This window comes from Pseudooceanicola sp. (genome assembly GCF_041987405.1).
In the GTDB taxonomy this organism is placed as follows: Bacteria; Pseudomonadota; Alphaproteobacteria; order Rhodobacterales; family Rhodobacteraceae; genus Pseudooceanicola.
This window is the reverse complement of record NZ_JBHIWR010000004.1, coordinates 250,579-269,660: the sequence shown is the minus strand read 5'-3', so window position 1 is coordinate 269,660 and position 19,082 is coordinate 250,579. Positions and strand designations below refer to the sequence as shown.

15 protein-coding genes and 1 tRNA gene are annotated in these 19,082 nt (G+C 65.6%); 10 read left to right on the top strand and 6 right to left on the bottom strand.

Annotated features, from left to right (window positions below; translation table 11 throughout):
* Positions 1–45: 45 nt before the first annotated feature.
* The 8 genes from ACFC2Y_RS12365 (at position 46) to ACFC2Y_RS12330 (ending at position 8,922) form a co-directional block, all read left to right on the top strand.
* Positions 46–1,461 carry a cryptochrome/photolyase family protein gene (locus tag ACFC2Y_RS12365; RefSeq protein ID WP_375172770.1) on the top strand — a complete coding sequence of 472 codons (1,416 nt, stop codon included), beginning with the start codon at positions 46–48 and terminating at the stop codon, positions 1,459–1,461.
* 88 nt (positions 1,462–1,549) lie between these two features.
* Positions 1,550–2,758 (top strand): class I SAM-dependent methyltransferase, encoded by a 1,209-nt coding sequence (locus ACFC2Y_RS12360; protein ID WP_375172771.1) that lies wholly within the window; start codon positions 1,550–1,552, stop codon positions 2,756–2,758.
* 49 nt (positions 2,759–2,807) lie between these two features.
* On the top strand, positions 2,808–3,263 hold the full coding sequence (locus ACFC2Y_RS12355; protein WP_375172772.1) for a TrgA family protein: 456 nt from the start codon (positions 2,808–2,810) through the stop codon (positions 3,261–3,263).
* Positions 3,248–4,372: an NUDIX domain-containing protein gene (locus ACFC2Y_RS12350; RefSeq protein WP_375172773.1), complete on the top strand. Its 1,125-nt coding sequence runs from the start codon at positions 3,248–3,250 to the stop codon at positions 4,370–4,372. Before ACFC2Y_RS12355 ends, ACFC2Y_RS12350 begins: the two co-directional genes overlap by 16 nt.
* A 55-nt stretch (positions 4,373–4,427) precedes the next feature.
* Entirely contained in the window at positions 4,428–5,459 is a 1,032-nt protein-coding gene (locus ACFC2Y_RS12345; RefSeq protein ID WP_375172774.1) for a cysteine synthase A, read from the top strand.
* Positions 5,456–7,882, top strand: coding sequence for a DUF3772 domain-containing protein (locus ACFC2Y_RS12340; protein WP_375172775.1), 2,427 nt, complete (start codon positions 5,456–5,458; stop codon positions 7,880–7,882). Before ACFC2Y_RS12345 ends, ACFC2Y_RS12340 begins: the two co-directional genes overlap by 4 nt.
* 154 nt (positions 7,883–8,036) lie before the next feature.
* Positions 8,037–8,684 carry a DUF1236 domain-containing protein gene (locus ACFC2Y_RS12335; protein WP_375186442.1) on the top strand — a complete coding sequence of 216 codons (648 nt, stop codon included), beginning with the start codon at positions 8,037–8,039 and terminating at the stop codon, positions 8,682–8,684.
* Positions 8,685–8,832: 148 nt separating this feature from the next.
* Positions 8,833–8,922, top strand: a tRNA-Ser gene (locus tag ACFC2Y_RS12330).
* Between the two features lie 59 nt (positions 8,923–8,981).
* Here ACFC2Y_RS12330 and ACFC2Y_RS12325 read toward each other — a convergent pair.
* A complete protein-coding gene (locus tag ACFC2Y_RS12325; RefSeq protein ID WP_375172777.1) occupies positions 8,982–10,148 on the bottom strand; it encodes a DegT/DnrJ/EryC1/StrS family aminotransferase in 1,167 nt (388 codons plus the stop codon).
* Positions 10,145–11,080: a GDP-L-fucose synthase family protein gene (locus tag ACFC2Y_RS12320; RefSeq protein ID WP_375172778.1), complete on the bottom strand. Its 936-nt coding sequence runs from the start codon at positions 11,078–11,080 to the stop codon at positions 10,145–10,147. The genes ACFC2Y_RS12325 and ACFC2Y_RS12320 overlap by 4 nt, the downstream gene beginning before the upstream one ends.
* 169 nt (positions 11,081–11,249) lie before the next feature.
* Between ACFC2Y_RS12320 and ACFC2Y_RS12315 the strand changes: the two genes are divergently transcribed.
* Positions 11,250–12,656, top strand: a complete 1,407-nt coding sequence (locus ACFC2Y_RS12315; protein WP_375172779.1) for a CoA transferase — start codon at positions 11,250–11,252, stop codon at positions 12,654–12,656.
* A gap of 84 nt (positions 12,657–12,740) precedes the next feature.
* A complete protein-coding gene (locus ACFC2Y_RS12310) occupies positions 12,741–13,748 on the top strand; it encodes a LacI family DNA-binding transcriptional regulator (RefSeq protein WP_375172780.1) in 1,008 nt (335 codons plus the stop codon).
* Positions 13,749–13,752: 4 nt separating this feature from the next.
* On the opposite strand, the gene ACFC2Y_RS12305 is transcribed toward ACFC2Y_RS12310, so the two are convergent.
* Genes ACFC2Y_RS12305 through ACFC2Y_RS12290 form a run of 4 tightly spaced genes read right to left on the bottom strand, consistent with a single transcriptional unit; the run spans position 13,753 to position 19,076 of the window.
* The gene (locus ACFC2Y_RS12305; RefSeq protein ID WP_375172781.1) at positions 13,753–16,194 is read right to left on the bottom strand and encodes a CoA transferase; all 2,442 of its coding nucleotides are present in this window, start codon (positions 16,192–16,194) and stop codon (positions 13,753–13,755) included.
* Positions 16,195–16,208: 14 nt separating this feature from the next.
* Positions 16,209–17,078 carry an SDR family NAD(P)-dependent oxidoreductase gene (locus ACFC2Y_RS12300; protein ID WP_375172782.1) on the bottom strand — a complete coding sequence of 290 codons (870 nt, stop codon included), beginning with the start codon at positions 17,076–17,078 and terminating at the stop codon, positions 16,209–16,211.
* 11 nt (positions 17,079–17,089) lie between these two features.
* Positions 17,090–17,950 (bottom strand): MaoC/PaaZ C-terminal domain-containing protein, encoded by an 861-nt coding sequence (locus ACFC2Y_RS12295; RefSeq protein WP_375172783.1) that lies wholly within the window; start codon positions 17,948–17,950, stop codon positions 17,090–17,092.
* A 1-nt stretch (position 17,951) separates the two neighbouring features.
* The gene (locus ACFC2Y_RS12290) at positions 17,952–19,076 is read right to left on the bottom strand and encodes an acyl-CoA dehydrogenase family protein (RefSeq protein ID WP_375172784.1); all 1,125 of its coding nucleotides are present in this window, start codon (positions 19,074–19,076) and stop codon (positions 17,952–17,954) included.
* Positions 19,077–19,082 lie beyond the last annotated feature (6 nt).

Below are 19,082 nucleotides of genomic sequence, written 5' to 3'. Positions count from 1 at the left end.
TCTGCCGGGGCCTGGGCTACGTATCGGGTTAAAGACGGAGTTTTCATGGCCCCCACGATCCTCTGGTTCCGGCGCGACCTGCGCCTGCATGACCATCCCGCACTGACCGCGGCGGCGGCGCGCGGGTCGGTGATCCCGGTGTTCATCCATGATGACAGCGTCGCATCCCTCGGCGCCGCGCCGCGTTGGCGCATGGGTGAGGGGCTGAGGGTCTTTGGCGAGGCGCTGGAGGCGGCGGGATCGCGGCTGATCCTGCGTCGGGGGCCAGCGCGGGAGGTGCTGGAGGAGCTGGTGGCGGAGACGGGGGCGGAGGCGGTCTATTGGTCGCGGCTCTATGATCCGCAGGCGATCGAGCGCGACAGCCGGGTGAAGGCGGCGTTGAAGGAGCGTGGGCTGGAAGCGCGCAGTTTCCCCGGGCATCTGATCTTCGAGCCCTGGGAGGTGGAGACGCAGCAGGGCGGCATGTACAAGGTTTATTCGCCCTACTGGCGGGCGGTGAAAGACCGGGAGGTGGCGGAGGTGCTGTCCGCGCCGGACCTCACGGCGCCCGGGACGTGGCCGGAGAGCGAGCGGCTGGACGACTGGGCCATGGGCAAGGCGATGCGGCGCGGCGCGTCGGTTGTGGCAGAGCATAGCGCGCCGGGCGAGGCGTCGGCGCGCGCGAAGCTGGCGGCGTTTTCGGCGCATCGGATGGAGGATTACAAGGCGCGTCGTGATTTTCCGGCGGAAGAGGCCACCTCCGAGATGTCGGAATACCTGACCTATGGCGAGATCTCGCCCCGGCAGCTCTGGCACTCGGCGCTGCGGGGCGCGGCAGAGGGCAAGGCGGGGGCGGAGCATTTCCGCAAGGAGGTCGTCTGGCGCGAGTTTGCCTATCACCTGATGTATCACACGCCGCGCCTGCTTGATGCGAACTGGCGCGAGGACTGGGACGGGTTTGCCTGGCGCGACGACCGGCGGCTGGCGGAAGTGCGGGCGTGGGAACAGGGGCGGACCGGGATGGCCTTTGTGGATGCGGCCCTGCGGGAGATGTATGTGACGGGGCGGATGCACAACCGCGCGCGGATGGTGGTGGCGTCCTATCTGACCAAGCATCTGATGGTGCACTGGCGCATCGGGCAGGCCTGGTTCGAGGAGTGCCTGACGGATTGGGACCCGGCGTCGAATGCCATGGGATGGCAATGGGTTGCGGGCAGCGGGCCGGATGCGGCGCCCTATTTCCGCGTGTTCAACCCCGAGACGCAGCTGGAGAAATTCGACCCCGACGGCACCTATCGGCGGCGCTGGATCGCCGAAGGACAGGCGCGGCCGACAAAAACGGCGCTGAGCTATTTCGAGGCGGTGCCGGAAAGCTGGGGGCTGAGCCCTGACATGGCCTATCCGGAGCCGGTCGTGGGGCTGTCGGAGGGTCGGGAGAGGGCGCTTGCGGCCTATGAAAGCTTCAAGCAGGAGCAGGGGTGACGGGGCAAGGTTCACGAATCCTTCACCAAACACTTGCCCGGACGCCGGTTCAGGGTAAACTTTTGTGCAAATTCAGGGAGTGATGGCCATGATCCTGACGGAAACGACCGGGCAGAAGAACCTGCCACGCTATTTCGCGCAGGTCTTTGCGCTTGCCTCGCAGATGCCTGTGGGGCGGCTGGATTTCTACCTTCCCGACGGGCGGATCTTCCGGGCCGAAGGCACGCGCCCCGGCCCTGTGGCGGAGCTGCATGTCAAACATCCCGATACATTCGCCCGTCTGGTGCGTGAGGGGGATCTGGGATTTTGTGACGCCTATCTGGAAGAATGGTGGAATACGCCGGGCTTGCAGGCCTTTCTTGATCTTCTGCATTCGGGGAATGACGAGCTTTATGACGGCTTCCCGGGCATGGGGCTGGTGCGGGCCTATGAGCGGCTGCGCCACTGGATGAACTCCAACACCCGTAGGCAGGCGAAGAAGAACATCTCGTATCACTACGATCTGGGGAATGATTTTTACGGCATGTGGCTGGACGATACGATGACCTATTCGTCGGCCCTGTTCAGCACCGGACAGGAGAGTCTGGAGGCCGCGCAGATCGCGAAATACAAGAGCATGGTGGACCAGATGGGCGTCGAGCCGGGCGACCATGTGCTGGAGATCGGCTGTGGATGGGGCGGGTTTGCCGAATATGCCGCCAAGGAGCGGGGGCTGAAGGTCACCGGGTTGACCCTGTCAAGGGAACAGTTGGAGTATGCACGGCAACGGATTGAAAAGGCAGGTCTTTCCGATCTCGTCGAGTTCAAGCTGCAGGATTATCGCGACGAGCGCGGCACCTATGACGGGATTGCCAGCATCGAGATGTTCGAGGCCGTGGGCGAGAAATACTGGCCCGTCTACTTTGAAACCGTGCGCGACAGGCTGCGGCCCGGGCGATCCGCGACACTTCAGATCATCACCCTGCAGGACAAGAGGTGGGAGACCTATCGCAGGGGGGTCGATTTCATCCAGAAGTACATCTTCCCCGGCGGGATGCTGCCCAGTCCGACCGCGCTGAAGGCAGAGGTGGAAAAAGCCGGGATGCAACTGGTCAAGTCGATCGAGTTCGGACCGAGTTACAGTCAGACCCTGCGGCGCTGGCATGACACCTTCAACCAGAAGTGGGATGCGATCCAGGGACTTGGCTTTGACGACAGGTTCCGGCGGATGTGGAATTTCTACCTCACCTCTTGCGCGGCGGCCTTTGAGGGCGGTAATTGTGATGTCACACAAATAACCATAACGCGCCCCGCCTGACCGACCGGATCGAGCACCGCGGTCGGGCTTTCAAGACGGAGAAAAAGGTATGCCAACGGCCGCCCGTATTGTCGCCGCTGCCTGCATCGGCTTTATTGCTTGGGTCGTGAGCGGGCTGATCAAGCTTCAGATGCCGGATCAGGCGAATTTCGGGTATTTCGTTCCGATCTGCGTCGTGGTCGGGATCTTATGTGGCTGGGTGATCCTGGGCCGCCGTGCCGATCGCGGGCGGCTTGGCTACAGCAGCGCCATCGGGGTTGGGTTGAGCGCCATGGCGATGACCGTCTTCTGGGTGCTGCTCATGGTGTCCGCCTGGGAATCCTTCGATGTCGCTATGTCGCGGCGGTTCCATGATCCGATGAAGGTGATCTACAACCTGTATCCGATCGGGTCCGAACATCTGATGACGATGAAGGATACGGCGATCATCGTCTGGCTGGTTGCGGGTGGCGCGATCACCGGAATTCTGGCGCATATGGCGGGGCAGAAATGGCCGGGCCGGTAACGGTCTTTCTCTTCGGCACGCTGCGCTATCGCCCCCTGCTGGGCTGTGTCGCTGGGCAGGCGATTGAGCCAGTTGCGGCAGAGCTGCCGGGCTGGCAGGTCCATGGGGTCGCGGGTCAGGTCTTTCCCATCCTGATTGAAGCGGCGGGCGAGGTGGCCTTGGGCGAGGCTGTCACGCTGGAACGTCAGGCGCTGGACCGATTGGTCCACTATGAGGATGCCTTCGGCTATGTCCTGCGCGAGGTCACGCTGCGGATCCACGGGGCAGACGTGCAGGGATGTGTCTTTGTGCCTGAACAGCCGGTCTGGCAGCCCGCAGGCGATTGGTCGTTGGACCATTGGGCCGAGAGAGCCGGGCCGCGCAGTCTGATCGCGGCGCAGGAGATCATGAGCTATCAAGGGCGCTTTTCGGGGGCAGAGCTGCAATTCCGGCGCGGCCAGACAGAGGCGCGGGCGCAGCAGCGGGTGGTGGCGCAACAGATGCCGCCCCCGCAGGTCGGCGCGGCGATCCCTGCGGATCGGGTGGAGATGCTGGATATCCGCGCCGACCACGCGGGATATTTCAGGACGGAAACCCTGCGCCTGCGTCATCCCACATTTCAGGGCCAAATGTCCGCAGAGATCACGCGAGAGGTTTTCGTCGCGGCGGATGCTGCGATTGTCCTGCCCTACGATCCGGTGCGCGACCGGGTGCTTCTGGTGGAACAGTTCCGCATGGGCCCCTGGCGGCGCGGGGCTACCTATCCCTGGATCCTGGAGCCGGTGGCGGGGCGGATCGACCCGGGGGAGAGTGCCGAGACCTGCGTGCGCCGCGAGGCGCAGGAGGAGGCCGGGCTGGTGCTGCGCGAGGTGCTGGAGATCGGGTCCGGCTATCCGACGCCCGGGTATTCCACGGAATATTTCCACATCTTCTGCGGGCTGTGCGACTTGCCGGATGGCACCGAGGGGCATCACGGACAGGCGGACGAACATGAGGATATCCGGACTCATGTTCTGTCCTGGGCGCAGGCAGAGGATCTTCTGTCCTCCGGAGAGGCGAATAACATCCCTCTCGTTCTCGCCCTGACATGGCTTTCACGCGAACGTTCCCGTTTGCGCGCATCGGGTTGAGTTGCCCTATCTGTCCGTCTAAGTCATCTTGCAACTGATCTGGAAAGGACACCCAATGCAGTTTGCCGAGGATCTTGCGCAGGCGGTCGGTAACACCCCGCTCATCAAGTTGCGCCGCGTCAGCGAGGAGACGGGCTGTACCATTCTGGGCAAGGCGGAGTTCCTCAACCCCGGCCAGTCGGTCAAGGACCGGGCGGCGCTGTGGATCATCCGCGACGCGATTGCAAAGGGGCAGCTGGAACCGGGCGGCACGATTGTCGAGGGGACGGCGGGGAATACCGGGATCGGCCTGGCGCTGGTCGGGGCCTCCATGGGGTTCAAGACGGTGATCGTCATCCCCGAGACGCAGAGTCAGGAAAAGAAGGAAATGATCCGCCTGGCCGGTGCGCAGCTGGTTCAGGTGCCCGCGGTGCCGTACAAGAACCCCAACAATTACGTGCGCTATTCCGACCGTCTGGCGGCCGAATTGGCCAAGACGGAACCCCATGGTGCGATCTGGGCGAACCAGTTCGACAACGTGGCGAACCGACAGGCCCATGTCGAGGGCACCGGGCCGGAGATCTGGGCACAGACCGACGGCAAGGTCGACGGCTTTGTCGCCTCCGTCGGGTCAGGCGGTACGCTGGCGGGCGTCGGCATGGCGCTGCAGCCCAAGGGCGTAAAGGTGGCGCTGGCCGATCCCATGGGGTCAGGGGTCTATTCGCTTTACAAGGATGGTGAGGCCAAGCCCGAGGGCGGCTCGATCACCGAAGGCATCGGGCAGGGGCGGATCACCAGGAACCTCGAAGGGTTCCGTCCCGACATGATGTACCAGATCCCGGATGAGGAGGCGCTGCCCTATGTCTTCGACCTGCTGGCCGAAGAGGGTCTGTGCGTTGGCGGATCGTCGGGGATCAATATCGCGGGCGCCGTGCGACTGGCGCGGGAGCTTGGCCCGGGGCATACGATCGTCACGGTGCTGTGCGACTATGGCACGCGCTACCAGTCCAAACTGTTCAACCCCGACTTCCTGCGCGAGAAGAACCTGCCCCTGCCGGGGTGGCTCAGCGAAGCTCCGAAATCAATTCCGGGTGTGTTTTCTGAATGATGCAATATCTCTTCCGTCCCTTCCTAGCCCTTGTCACCCTGATGTTCCTGGCCGGGGCCGCCCTGGCCCAGGTCCTGCCGGATTACGAGGGGTGGGAAGATGTTGCGACCCGCGCCGAAAATGCGGTGGAGGATGCGGAAGCCTCGGACGAGGCCTTTGGCTCCCTGCGGGCGGAACTGGATGAGTGGCGGGAGGAGTTTCAGGCCGCGCAATCGGTGAACTCGGCCCAGATTGCCGCCGTCGAGGCGCAGCTGGAGGCCCTGGGGCCGAAGCCGGAGGATGGAAACGAGGCCGACGACACGGCGCGGCAGCGGTCGGAGCTGAATACGCGGCTGAATGAATTGCGGGCGCCGGTGCAAAGGGCGGATGTTGCCTATAGCCGGGCGGATGCGCTGATCCTGCAGATCGACCGGATCTTGCGGGCCCGACAGACTGATGCGCTGTTCGAGATCGGGCCGTCGCCGATCAACCCGGTGAACTGGCCGCCGTCGCTGGCGGCGCTTGTCGAATACGTCACCCGCATGTCCGAGGACATCGCGAACAACTGGTCGAAAGAGGCCAGCAGGGTGCAGTTGCGTCAGAACCTGCCGGCGGTCATCGGTCTTCTCGTCCTAGCCTTGGTCCTGGTCGTACGGGGACGCAACTGGGTCGAAATTTTCGCCTTGCGGGTGCAGACCCGTCGCCGCACGGCAGAACGCTGGATCGCCGGTCTGATCATGTCGCTTGGTCAGATCATCGTCCCGGTGGTCGGGCTGCTGTTGCTGGCGCTGGCGGCGCAGCTGACCGGGATGTTGGGTCCGCGCGGCGAGGCGGTGGTGCAGACCTTGCCGGGGGCGGGGTTCGCCTTCTTTGCCGCGCACTGGCTGGGCGGGCGGATGTTCCCGCGCGGCGACGACATCGAAGCGCCGCTGGCGGTGGACGCGGCGGGCCGGGCCGAGGGGCGGTTCCATGCCTCCATGCTGGGGCTGGTGCTGTTTCTGGTCGCGCCGATGCGGGCGGTGGCTGAACAAGCCGCTTGGCCGCCCGAGGTGGTCAATGTCCTGACCTTCCCCTTCACCGTGGTTGCGGCCCTGGCGCTGGTGCGGCTGGCGTCGCTGCTGCTGCGCCATGCCCGGGCCGATGGCGGTGAGGGCGAGGAGATCGATTTCCGCAGTCGTGTGCTCTCGCTGGTGTCGCGGCTGGTAATCTTCCTGGCCATCGCCGGGCCGGTCCTGGCCGGTGTCGGTTATGTCAATGCGGGCGAGGCGCTGGTCTATCCGACGATTTCCACCCTGATGCTGCTGGCACTGCTGGCCGTGCTGCAGAAGCTGGTGATCGAGCTCTACGTCCTGATCACCCGCAACCGGGAAGGGGTGTCGGAGGCCCTGACGCCGATCCTGGCGGGCTTCGTTCTGGTGATCGCCTCGCTGCCGATCTTCGCCTTGATCTGGGGCGCGCGGCCGAACGACCTGATCGAGTTGTGGAGCCGGTTCACCGAAGGTTTCACCATCGGCGAGACTCAGATCAGCCCCTCCGATTTCCTGACCTTCGTCATCGTCTTCGCCATCGGCTATGTCGCCACGCGCCTGCTTCAAAGCGCGCTGCGCACCACGGTGCTGCCCAAGACGCGGCTGGATGCAGGCGGGCAGAATGCGGTGGTCTCGGGCACCGCCTACATCGGGATCTTTGTCGCGGCGCTGGTCGCGATCACCAGTGCGGGACTGGACCTGTCGGCGCTGGCCTATGTGGCCGGTGCGCTGTCGGTCGGGATCGGCTTTGGCCTGCAGAACATCGTGTCCAACTTCGTGTCGGGGATCATCCTGCTGATCGAACGGCCGATCGCCACCGGCGACTGGATCGAGGTCGGCGGGCAGATGGGCTATGTGCGCGATATCTCGGTCCGGTCGACGCGGATCGAGACTTTCGACCGGACGGATGTGATCGTGCCCAATGCCGATCTGATTTCCGGTACGGTGACGAACTGGACCCGGGGCAACCTGATCGGCCGGATCATCGTGCCCGTCGGCGTGGCCTATGGCGTCGATACCCGCCGCGTGGAAGAAATCCTGCGCGAGGTGGCCGAGGCGCAGCCGCAGGTGATGCTGACCCCGCCGCCCTTCGTGCTGTTCAAGGGCTTCGGCGCCTCCAGCCTGGATTTCGAGGTGCGGGCAATCCTGCGGGACGTGACTTCGATGCTTGTCGTGCAGACGGAGATGAACCACCAGATCAACCAGCGCTTTGCCGAAGAGGGGATCGAGATTCCCTTCGCACAGCAGGATATCTGGCTGCGCAACCCCGAGACCCTGCGCGCGGCGCCCGTCACACCGCCGACGCCGGAGGGCCCTGCGCAGGGCGCGGCGCCGAAACAGGACGACGGGCGGGAACACATCGATGTCTCCGACATGTCCCAGTCCGGCGAGGCGGACGGGGACGGCGACCGCTAGGCGGCTTTCGGCAAACCTCCGCCGGTCCGCGCCCCGGACAGGGCGCGGCGTGGAACCGGTGGCGAGGGTTCAGGGTTCTCTCCGCAGATGCCGAGGCAGGTGCTTCGGCGCCGGTACCCCATGGTGCCGGTGAGACATCTGAAGGAGACGAGCTATGTATTCCAAGATTGCCGGCCTGAGCGCCGTAGCCATTCTGAGTGCAACCACAGCCATGGCGACCACGGACGCCACGGCGACAACCGACCTGAACCTGCGCAATCTGCCTGACCCGCGCGGCGAGATCCTGAACGTGATCCCGGCCGAAGCTGTGGTCACCGTAGCAGAATGCGCCACGTCCTGGTGCAAGGTGACCTATGACGGCACGGAAGGCTGGGCCTACAGCCCCTACCTGACTGCGTCGCTCGACAATCAGGAGCCGGTGGTCCTCTACGACAACGTCGATCGCTTCGAGGTGAAGCAGGTTGACGTCAATGAAGACGACCGTGGCCGTGCCGCAGCCGTGGGTGGCTTGACCGGCGGTGCCCTGGCGATGTCGGTGCTTGGTGGTCCCGCAGCCGTTGCGGGTGGCCTTGCCGCCGGTGCGATCCTGGGCGGTGGCTCGGTTCCCGAGAAAACCGTGACCTACGTCGTGTCGAACCCGTCGCCGCCCGTCTATGTGGAAGGCGAGGTTGTCGTCGGTGCCGGTATCCCGCAAGAGGTCGAACTGGTGCAGGTGCCGGACAGCGACTTCCGCTATGTCTACCTGAATGGCAACCCGGTCCTCGTTGACCAGGACCGCCAGATCGTCCGCGTCATCCGCTGATACGGCACGAAAACCGCCTTCGGGTCGGTCGGGGCCTGTCCTTCGGGGCAGGCCCTTTTCATGTGCATCCCATATTTTTGTCATAAAGCGCCCGTCGGGGCGAAAATCGGGTTGAACCCCCCGTCCAGCTTTGTGTAAGAGCGGCGTCGGAGAGGTGGCCGAGTGGTCGAAGGCGCACGCCTGGAAAGTGTGTAGGCGGGGAACCGTCTCGAGGGTTCGAATCCCTTCCTCTCCGCCACAACCCCCTGATTTCCGAACCATCGTCCGTCCTGGAGGGCTGGCCCGGTCTGGCCCTGCTCAGATCTTGGACAGGGCCTCGATCGCGTCGTTCAGCGGGTAGTGGTGGTTGCCGACAAACAGGCCGTTGGCGTCGATGTAGTCGGCGTTCTTGAGCGTGCCGTGGATTTCGTAGTCGAAATAACGCAGCACCTCGTTCTTGGCGAAATTGCCCGCGACAATGGGGCGGCATTCGAAGCCGGCCTCGGTGAGATCGCGGACCAGATCGGCGCGGGCGAGGCCGGTGTCGGGGCGGATGACGAGGGAGAAGCCGAACCAGCTGGATTTGCCGATCTCGCGCTGGATCATGAACTTGGGATGGTTGCCCAGGGCGTTCTGCGCCAGGGTTCCATTGTCGCGGCGGCCGCGGATCAGCTCCGGCAGCTTGTCCAGTTGCGCCTGGCCGAGGGCGCCGGACATCTCCAGCGGGCGCAGGTTGTAGCCGGGCAGGACGAAGCGGAAGCTTTCCTCGAAGGGGTCGTCGGATTTCTCGCCCGTGACATGGTTGAACTTGGGCAGGTTTCGCGTCCAGCCATGGGCACGGAGCGCCAGCATGACGTGGTAGAGCTCTTCGTTGTCGGTGACGACCATGCCGCCTTCCATGGTCGAGATGTGGTGCGAGAAGAAGCAGGAGAAGCTGCCCATGACCCCGAAGGTCCCGCATTGCCGCCCCGTGTAGGTGGCGCCCATGGATTCGCAGTTGTCCTCGATCACCACGATGTCGCGGCCGTCGATGATGCGGGTGATCGCGTCGAAGTCGTTCGGGTTGCCGAGGAGGTTCACCACCATAATCGCGCGCGTGCTGTCGGTGACGGCCTCGTCCAGCGCGGCGAGGTCGTAGTTCAGCGTCTCCAGGTCGATGTCGACGAATTTCAGGCGCAGACCGTATTGTTGCAGCGGTGTGTAGGTGGTGGACCAGCTGACGGCCGGGACGATGATTTCGTCGCCTCGCTCCAGCTTCAGCCCGGCGGTCTTGGTGTAGAAGAGCGCGGCGGTCATCAGCAGATTGGCGGAGGAGCCGGAGTTGACCATGACCGCGTGTTTTGACCCGAAGAACTCCGCGAAGCGGCGTTCGAATTCTGCCACCTCACTGCCCATGGAATAGCGGTCGGAGGCGATGACCCGCTGGATGGCGTCCTGTTCCGCCTGATCCCAGGAGGAGGTGGCGAGGGGGTAGCGGTAATTCATGTCGTGGCCTCGGTCAGGTAGAAGTCATAGGTGCGGGCGATGGCATCGGTCAACGATGTGGGCGCCGACCAGCCCCAGTCGCTCTGGCGGGTGGTGTCGCAGAGCTTCTGCTTCATCCCGACGGGGCGGGACAGGTCATGGGTGAAGCGGCCCTGCCAGCCGATGACCTCCGCCACCGTATGGTAATAGTCGTTGATCGCGTGGTCATGGCCGAGGCCGATGTTCATCAGCTCCGGGATCGTCTCGATCTCGGCCGCGGCGCGCAGCACGGCATCGGCCAGATCCCCGGCATACATGAATTCGCGGCGCGCGGTTCCATCGCCCCAAATCTCGACCTCGCCGGTGCCCTGTTCGCGCGCATCATGCACCTTGTGGATGATCGCAGGCAGGAGGTGGGAGTGTTTCGGATCGAACTTGTCGTGGCGGCCGAAGAGGTTGCAGGGGATCAGGGTCTTGTAATGTGCGCCTGCGTCCTCTCGCCGGATGTATTGGCAGAGCCGTGTCGCCATGATCTTGGCCAGGGCATAGCCCTCGTTCGTCGGCTCCAGCTCTCCTGTCAGGATCATGTCCTCGCGCAGCGGGTTGGGCGCGGCGCGGGGGTACATGCAGGTGGAGGCGAGGTTGAGGAAGCGGCGCACACCAGCGCCATGGGCGGCCATGATGATATTGCGCCCCATGGCAGTGTTGCGGTCGAGGAAGGCCACGGGGTTGGCCATATTCGCCTGGATGCCGCCGACTTGGCCTGCGGAATGGACCACGATGTCGGGTTTGGTCCGCGCCAGGTAGGCTTCGGTCGTGCGGGCATCGGTCAGGTCCAGCTCGGAGGAGGAGGGGGCGAGGATATCCCAGTCGGCAGCGCGGGGGTGTTCGAGGATATTGCGCCCGACCATGCCGGAGCCGCCGGTCAGAAGAAGCGTGCCGTTTCTGGACATGGGCGTTCCCCGGTTCTGGTGATGGCTCTGATAGTGGCTTGGTCCAAACCCTTAAGCGGCGGGTCGGTGCGATACAAGGGCGGGCCGCGCGCGGGGGGAGGTTTCGCTTGTTTCGATGCGGGTTTGCCCTGACAGTTTACCCGTAGGCAAGGCGAGGAGGCGCGGTGCGATGGATGGGGTTATGCCTGCGGGCAATGCGCTGGAGGAGTTGAGCGCGCTGCGCGGGCGCGGTTTTTCCGGGCCGGTCACGGTCACGGGGACGGAGCCCTGGGCGCCGACACGGTTTCGCGTGGCACAGGTGGTCGCGGCGGTTCAGGCGGCGACGGCGGGCATCGTGGCGGATGTGATGGCCGGGCGGGACGGCGTCACGCGGGCGGCCTCCTGCGATGCGCTCGGCGCGATTGCGGCTCTGGCGGCGGTGCATTTCGCGCAGGAGGGCGACGGCACGGGGGGCTGGGCCACGCCTGCGCCCGATCCCGATACAACGGCGTCGCGCGCCGTGACCCGGCCCTGGCCGACGCGGGACGGGCGGCATGTGTTGCCGCACTTCAGCCTGCCGGGATTGCAGGCGCGGATGCTGGCGATGCTGGGCTGCGATCTGACGCCCGCCTCGGTCGGCGCGGCCGTGGCGGCGCGGGACGCGGCGGAGCTGGAGGAGGCCATCGCCGCCGCCCGGGTTTGTGGCGCCATGGTGCGCAGCGCGGCGGAGTGGCGGGCGCATCCCCATGGGGCGCTGCTGGCGTCGCGCCCTGTGATCTCGATCGCGCGGATCGGCGATGCCCCGGTGGAGCCTGTGCCGGGGGGCGCACGTCCGCTCTCCGGTCTGCGGGTGCTGGATCTGACGCGCATCCTCGCCGGGCCGGTGGCGGCGCGGACCTTGGCGGAATACGGGGCCGATGCGCTGATGATCGCGGGGCGGGATGTGCCGCAGATCCCGGCCTTCGTGCGGGAGACAAGCCACGGGAAACGCTCGGCCTTCCTTGATCTGGACCGGGCGGAGGAGGTGGCTGCGCTGCGTGAATTGGTACGTGGGGCGGATGTGTTTTCCCAGGGCTATCGCCCCGGCGTGCTGGAGGCGCGGGGCTTCGGACCGGAGGCGCTGGCCGAGATGCGACCGGGCATCGTGGCGCTGTCGGTCAGTTGCTACGGCCACGGCGGGCCGCTCTCGGATCGGGCGGGATGGGAACAGGTGGCCCAGGCGGTCACAGGCATCTGCGCCGAACAGGGCGCCCCCGGCGTGCCGGAACTGATCCCCCTGCCGGCCTGCGATTATCTGACCGGCTATCTCGGCGCGCTTGGCGTGTTGATGGCACTGGAGCGGCGCGCGCAGGAGGGGGGAAGCTGGCATGTGCAGGTCTCGCTCTGCCGTTCGGCGATGTTCCTGCAGGATCACGGGCGGCATGCCAGCCCCAAGGCCTTCCCGACGGCCCAGGATGTGGCGGGCTATATGGTCGAGAATGACGGGCAACGCGGGCCGATGCGCTTTGTCGGCCCGATTGCCCGGCTGAAAGGGCTGGAGTTGCGCTATGATCGACAGAGCCCGGTTCTGGGTGGGGATGCGGCGCAATGGCTGTAGCGCACGGATTTCCGGCAGCATTTCAGTTGGTTCGAACCCGGTCAGCGGTATATTGGTGAGTGAGCAGCCGGGAAAGGGCAGCCGTTGAGCGCGAAGAAGATCACCATCCGCGACGTGGCGCGTCATGCAGGCGTGTCGGTCGGCACGGCCAGCCGGGCGATGAACGCCGCGCCGGGGGTGATGGAGCAGACCCGCAAGACGGTTCAGGCGGCGGCGCAGGACCTGGGCTATCGGCCGAATGCGGCGGCGCGGGCGCTCCGCTCGCGGTCCTCGCGTCTGATCGGGTGCCTGTTTTCGGATCTGGAGAACCCGCTCTACATGCGGCTCTTCAACTCGCTGCAGGACAGATGGGCGGAGGCGGGGTTCGTCACGCTGATGACCTCCTCCTCCGGTCGGCTGGAGCGGGAACACCGCGCCATCGCCACCTTTGCCGAACGTGGGCTGGATGCCATCGTGATCGCCCCGGGGCATGAGGCAGACCCGGAACTGGTGCGCCTGTTGACCGCCTTTCCCGGTCCGATCTTCGTCGTGGACCGCGATACGCCGGTGGAGGCCGACCGGTTGCTCTTCGATCACGCGGGGGCGATGCGTCTGGCGGTGAATCATCTGGCCGGGCTGGGTCATCGACGGATCCTGCCGGTGTTTTCTCATGTCACGACGCGGCCCGGGCTGATGCGCCATGCGGGATTCGACGCGGCGATGCGGGCGGCGGACCTGCCGCTCGGGCCTCGGGTGGAGCCGGAGACGCCGAACAGCCCGGTGTTCGACGAGGTGCGCGCGGCGCTGTCGGCGCCGGATCGGCCGACGGCCATGGTGGTGCAGGGGACGCGGGTCCTGTCATCTGCGCTCAACGCGCTGGCCAATCTGGGGCTGCGGGTGCCGGAGGACGTGTCACTGGTCGCCATCGGCGACAGCGCGCTGACCGAGGATCACGTGCCGCCGATCACCTCGCTGCGGCTGGATCGGGAGGCGATGGTCGATGTGATCGTGAACCGCGTGCTGATGCAGATCCGCGATGGCCGCAGCGACGTCCAGGACAGCCTGCTGGAGTACGAGTTGATTGAGCGGGCTTCCTGCGCAAGATTAACTTAGGCGTTTAACGCGCTGCCTGTGATGGTTTTCTTGGTCGTCTCGGCCGCGCCTCGAAGCCGATGATGCCCTCGACCAGAAGGCTGTCGAACTCCGCATCGCTCAGGCCCAACTCCCCCTGCAGCACCTCGCGGTTGTGCTGGCCCACGGTCGGCGAAGGCCAGCGGATCGGGTAGCCCGTGGGATTGTCCCCCTCGACGTAGGCCGGGCGCGGTTGCAGGTGCCCGCCGATGAAGGGCCGGTCGAGGGTTTCGAAACGTCCGGTGGCGATGATGTGCGGGTCGATGCCCATCTCCAGCGGTTGGCGCACCGTGCCGGCGGGGACGCCGCGCGCCTGCAGGTCGGTCATGGCGCCAAAGCCGCGCACCAGCACGGCCCATTCGGTGATTGCGGTGTCGATTCGGTCGGCCTCCGCCCGGCGCCCTTCGACCGTGGCAAGGGCGGGGTCGGCGGCCAGATCGGGGCGGCGCATCACCTCGCACAGCGCCTGCCATTCGTCATCGCTCCGCACCGCGAGGGTCAGCCAGATGTCATCCCCCATGAGGCGATAGCAGCCGTGCGGCGCATAGCGCGGGTGGCGGTTGCCCAGGCGGTCGGGCACCTTGCCCGTGACCTGATAGGCGATGATCTGTTCGGCGAAGAGGGGCAGCAGGCATTGCGCCTGCGCCAGGTCGATATGTTGCCCCTTGCCGGTTTCCTGTTTCGCGAGCAGGCCGATCAGGATCGCACTGGCGGCGGTCATGCCGCCGATCGGGTCGCCCATGACGGCATGGCTCATCGCGGGGGGATCTTCGAGGCGGCCGTTGACCGAGGGCAGGCCGGAGGCGTGTTCGAGGGTGGAGCCATAGGCCCGGCCCATGCGCCAGTCGGTCTTCATACCGAAGGCGGGCATGGTCAGGGCGACGATGCCGGGGTTCACCTTGAGAAACTCTTCGGAGGCGAGGCGGAATTTCGGCATGACATCGGCAGCATAGCTGTCGATCACCACATCCGCCGTCCTGGCCAGCTCCAGCACCAGCGCGCGCCCCTTGTCGGAGGAGATGTCCAGCGTGATGCCCCGCTTGTTGCGGTTCATGTACTGCCAGCCCATGTGGCGCTCGAAGTATTTCTCCTCGTAGTAAGGCCAGCGCGTGTCGATGCCGCGGAACCAGTCGGGGTTTTCGCAGCTTTCGACCTTGACCACATCGGCCCCCAGATCGGCCAGCTGCCGCACCGCCAGCGGCCCGGCCCAGCCCATGGAGAGATCGAGGATGCGCAGATTGCGCAGGGGCAGCCCCTCGGCCACCTTGGCTGGCGCGCGTCGGGTATGGGGGGCGAGGCTGGACCGATCGGTCGAACCGGGCAGGGGCGCGATACCGTTCCGGATCGGGGGCGTGCCGGTCAGCTGCTGCGGCAGGATCGGGCAGGTGAACTCTGCCTCACCGATGCGCAGGGTGCCAAAGCTTTGCCGTTCCTTGTGGAATTTCAGCCCGGTCAACTCGTCCAGGGCGGGAAGGATGGCCAGGGGCACCTTGTTGGCGATCCCCATCTCGAACCATTCCTGCGCGGTCTTCTGCAACAACAGCGGACGCAGGATCCTGTCCAGGTCGGGCGCTACGGCCTGCCGCTTGGGCGCGGTGTCGTATTTCGGATCGGTGCCGAGTTGCGGCTGGCCCAGCATCTCGCAGAAGGAGACCCATTGCGCGGGCGACATGATGGTCACGCCCAGCCAGCCATGGGCGGTCGGGTAGGGGCCGGCGGGATACGTGCGGCCAAAGACGTTGACGCCGACCCGGCCCCGCTTGCCCATGTCCATCTGCAGCCCGATGTCATATTCGGTGATATGGCTGATCGCCGCGTGGATCGACGAGGTAAACCGCCGCCCGCCGCTCTCGCCGTCCCAGAGGGTCGCGGCGGCGGGAAGAAAGGCCGTGAGGGCACCAATGACCGCCGCCTGACCTTCGGTGGCCAGCATGGGCGGGCCTTCGGCGGGCCCGGCCTCGTAAACAACCCCGGCGAGGGAACGGACGACCGCATCGGTCGCCTCGTAATCGCGGTAGGGGCCGGTGTTGCCGAACCAGCTGATGCCGAGGATCGTGAGGCCGGGATCGGCGGCCTGCAACTCCTCATGGCGGAGCGGGGAGGCGTCGATCTCCTTCGGTGCGCGGCCATCGATCAGCACATCGCAGGAGGGCAGCAGATCGCGTATGATCTGCGCGCCCTCGGGCGTTGCGGGATCAGCGGTGATCGAGTGCTTGTTGGAGTTCAGCCAGGCGAAGAAGGCACTTGTCGGCCCCTCCCTCGTGGCGACCTGAACCCCTTCGGCGCGGCGTGGATCGCCGCCCCGGGTTTCGCATTTGATGACCTCGGCGCCGAAGTCGGCGAAGAGCTTGCCGCAATACGCCACCGTATCGCCGCCGCCGATTTCAAGGATGCGGTAACGGGAGAGGGGGCCGGTCGCCTCGGTCATCTTGTGCCTCTTCGTCAGTCTTCGTCAGGGAAGAATATCTGATCTTCGCGATCCGCGATATCCTGGGCCGAATAGGCATAGTCAGGTTCCCAACCGCCGGAGCGCATGACCTTCAATTCCGCAATGCCGGGGCGACCGACGTGCATGACCTTGCCGGACTTATCCATCCCGCAGAGGTCGGAGCACATATAGACCATGGACTGTGCGATCGTGTCGGGCTGGCCCGCCACGGGGAAACCGTCGTCGCTTTCCATCAGCTCGCGGTAGCGTGGCAGGTCCTCGGTCATCCGGGTCAGGGCAGAGGGGCTCATACACATGACCTTGATGCCGTATTTGCGCCCCTCGATAGCCAGTACGCGGGTCAGCCCGTAAATGCCGCCCTTGGCCGCGCCATAGTTCGACTGGCCGAAGTTGCCCAGAAGGCCGGATGTGGAGGAGGTGTTGACGATGGTGCCGCCGCCGTTGTCGCGCATCCATTGGTAAACCGGTTTGGTGCAGCAATAGGTGCCCTTGAGGTGGACCTTCATCACCAGGTCCCAGTTGGCCTCCGACCCTTTGTGGAACGTTTCGTCCCGCAGGATGCCGGCGTTGTTCACCAGGATGTCGACCTTGCCCCATTCCTTGATGGCCTGGTCAAAGATCGCCTGTCCGCCCTCCATGGTGGAGACGTCGTTGCCGTTCGCCACGGCCTCTCCGCCCGCCGCGATGATGTCGTCGACGACCTGTTGCGCCGGGCCGATCGACCCGCCCGATCCGTCGCGTGCGCCGCCCAGGTCATTGACCAGGACCTTGGCCCCCTCGGCCCCGAAGGCGCGCGCATATGCGGCGCCCAGGCCGTTGCCCGCGCCGGTGATGATGGCAACCTTGCCCTCCAGCAAACCCATGAGGTTCCTCCCTATTTCAGTTCCGTCAATCCGTTTTTCACACAGGTCACGCCGCGCTCGGCGATCCGGGCCTCGAACTGCACGATATTGCCTTCGCGCCAGAGGTCCACGGTCACCGTCTCGCCCGGGTAGACCGGGGAGGAGAAACGGCAGGCGTGGCGTTTGATGGCGCTCGGATCCCAGTCGGCAAAGGTCGACAGGACCGCGCGGCAGGTCAGGCCGTAGGTGCACATGCCATGCAGGATCGGCGCCTTGAACCCGGCCTTCGCCGCGAACTCCGGGTCGGAGTGGAGCGGGTTGCGGTCGCCGGAGAGGCGGTAAAGAAGGGCCTGCCCGGGGCGCGTCACGATGTCGACGCTGAGGTCAGGGGCACGATCCGGCACGCCGGGCGTTTCGGGCTGTCCGCTGGCGGGGCCGCCAAAGTTGCCGTCACCCCGGGCAAAGGTGGTGCCCTGAAGGGTGTAGAGCAGATCGCCCGCCTCGTCCCGCACCTCTGTCTCGCGCACAAGGATTGCGCCCTTGTCGCCCTTGTCCCAGGCGCCGAGCCAGCGGCTGTCGGCGGTCACCGTGGCGCTGACGGGCAGGGGTTTGTGAAAGGTGATATCGCGTTGCGCGTCCACCACCATCACCCGGTTGAGGTCCAGCGCGGGCGGGCGGGCGTTCCATGTGGCGACGGAGGCAAAGGTCGGCACGACCTTCAGCGCAGGCTCGCGCGGGGTGATCCAGCCCTCGTTGACGAAGGCCAGTTCGTTGTCGTCCATCGGGTCGTCGCCCATGCCGATGCCCAGGGCATAGAGCATCACCTCGCGGTCGCCCCAGCTGGCCGTGACGGGATCGGCGCGGAGGTCTGTCAGGTTCTCGGGGATGGTCATGTCAGTATCCGTGTAGTTGGGCGAAGCGTGCGTTGTGCCAGGCGGTGGTGCCGAAAAGCGCCTCCAGCGCGCGAGCGCGTTTGAGATAGAGACCCGCATCATGCAGATCGGTCATACCGATTCCACCATGCAGTTGCACCATCTGGCGGGTCATCAGATTGGCGAAGTCGTTGGCCATGCTCTTGGCCAGGATCGCAGCTTCGGCGGCGTCGTCGGCCCCGGCATCCACGGCGCGGGCGGCATGTTCGACCGTCGAGCGGACCAATTCCATATTGCAGAAGAGGTCGGCCATACGGTGCTGGATGGCCTGAAACTGCGCCAGGACCGTGTCGAACTGCTTGCGCTGTTTGAGGTAATCGAGCGTGGTGTCGAAGGCCTGGTTGCAGAGGCCCAGCATCTCGGCGGCGAGGCCGATGCGTGCCATGTCCAAGGCCTGTTCCATCGGGGCATATGCGCCGCCGACCTCTCCGATCACCGCGTCCGCCAGGACTTCGACCGCGTCAAGCGTGATCCGGGCGTAGTCGCGTTTGTCGAGTGTGATCAGCTGCTTGCGGTCAGTCTGGTCGGCGGGGACGAGGAAGAGGGTCAGCCCGTCCGCGTCGCCCGGGGTGCCGGAGGTTCGGGCGAGGACGAGAAGCTGATCCGCGCCCATCCCCTCCACCACATGGGTCTTGGTTCCGGTCAGGGTGTATCCTCCGGCGGAGGGTGTTGCGGTCATGGCGGTGTCGCGGATGTCGTGATGGGCGCCTTCGTCCAGGGCCAGGGTCATCACGCAGCTGCCATCGGCGATCTTGGGCAGCCAGGTGGACTGTTGATCCTGCGTACCCAAGCTACGCAGGGCGGTGGCGGAGGCGAGGGCGGAGGCCCAGAGCGGTGAGGCGACCAGCTGCCGGCCCATCTCCTCCAGCACCAAGCACATCTCGGTCAGGCCCATGCCGACGCCGCCCTGCTCCTCGGCGATCATGATGCCGGTCCAGCCCATCTGCGCCATGTCCGCATATTGTGCGGGGGTGCCGGTCTCGCCCGCATCACGCAGCTTGCGAAAGGCGCTGACGGGGGCGTATTCCGCGACCCAGCCCCGGGCCGCGTCCTTCAGCATTGTCTGTTCTTCGCTCAAGACTGCCATCGGGGC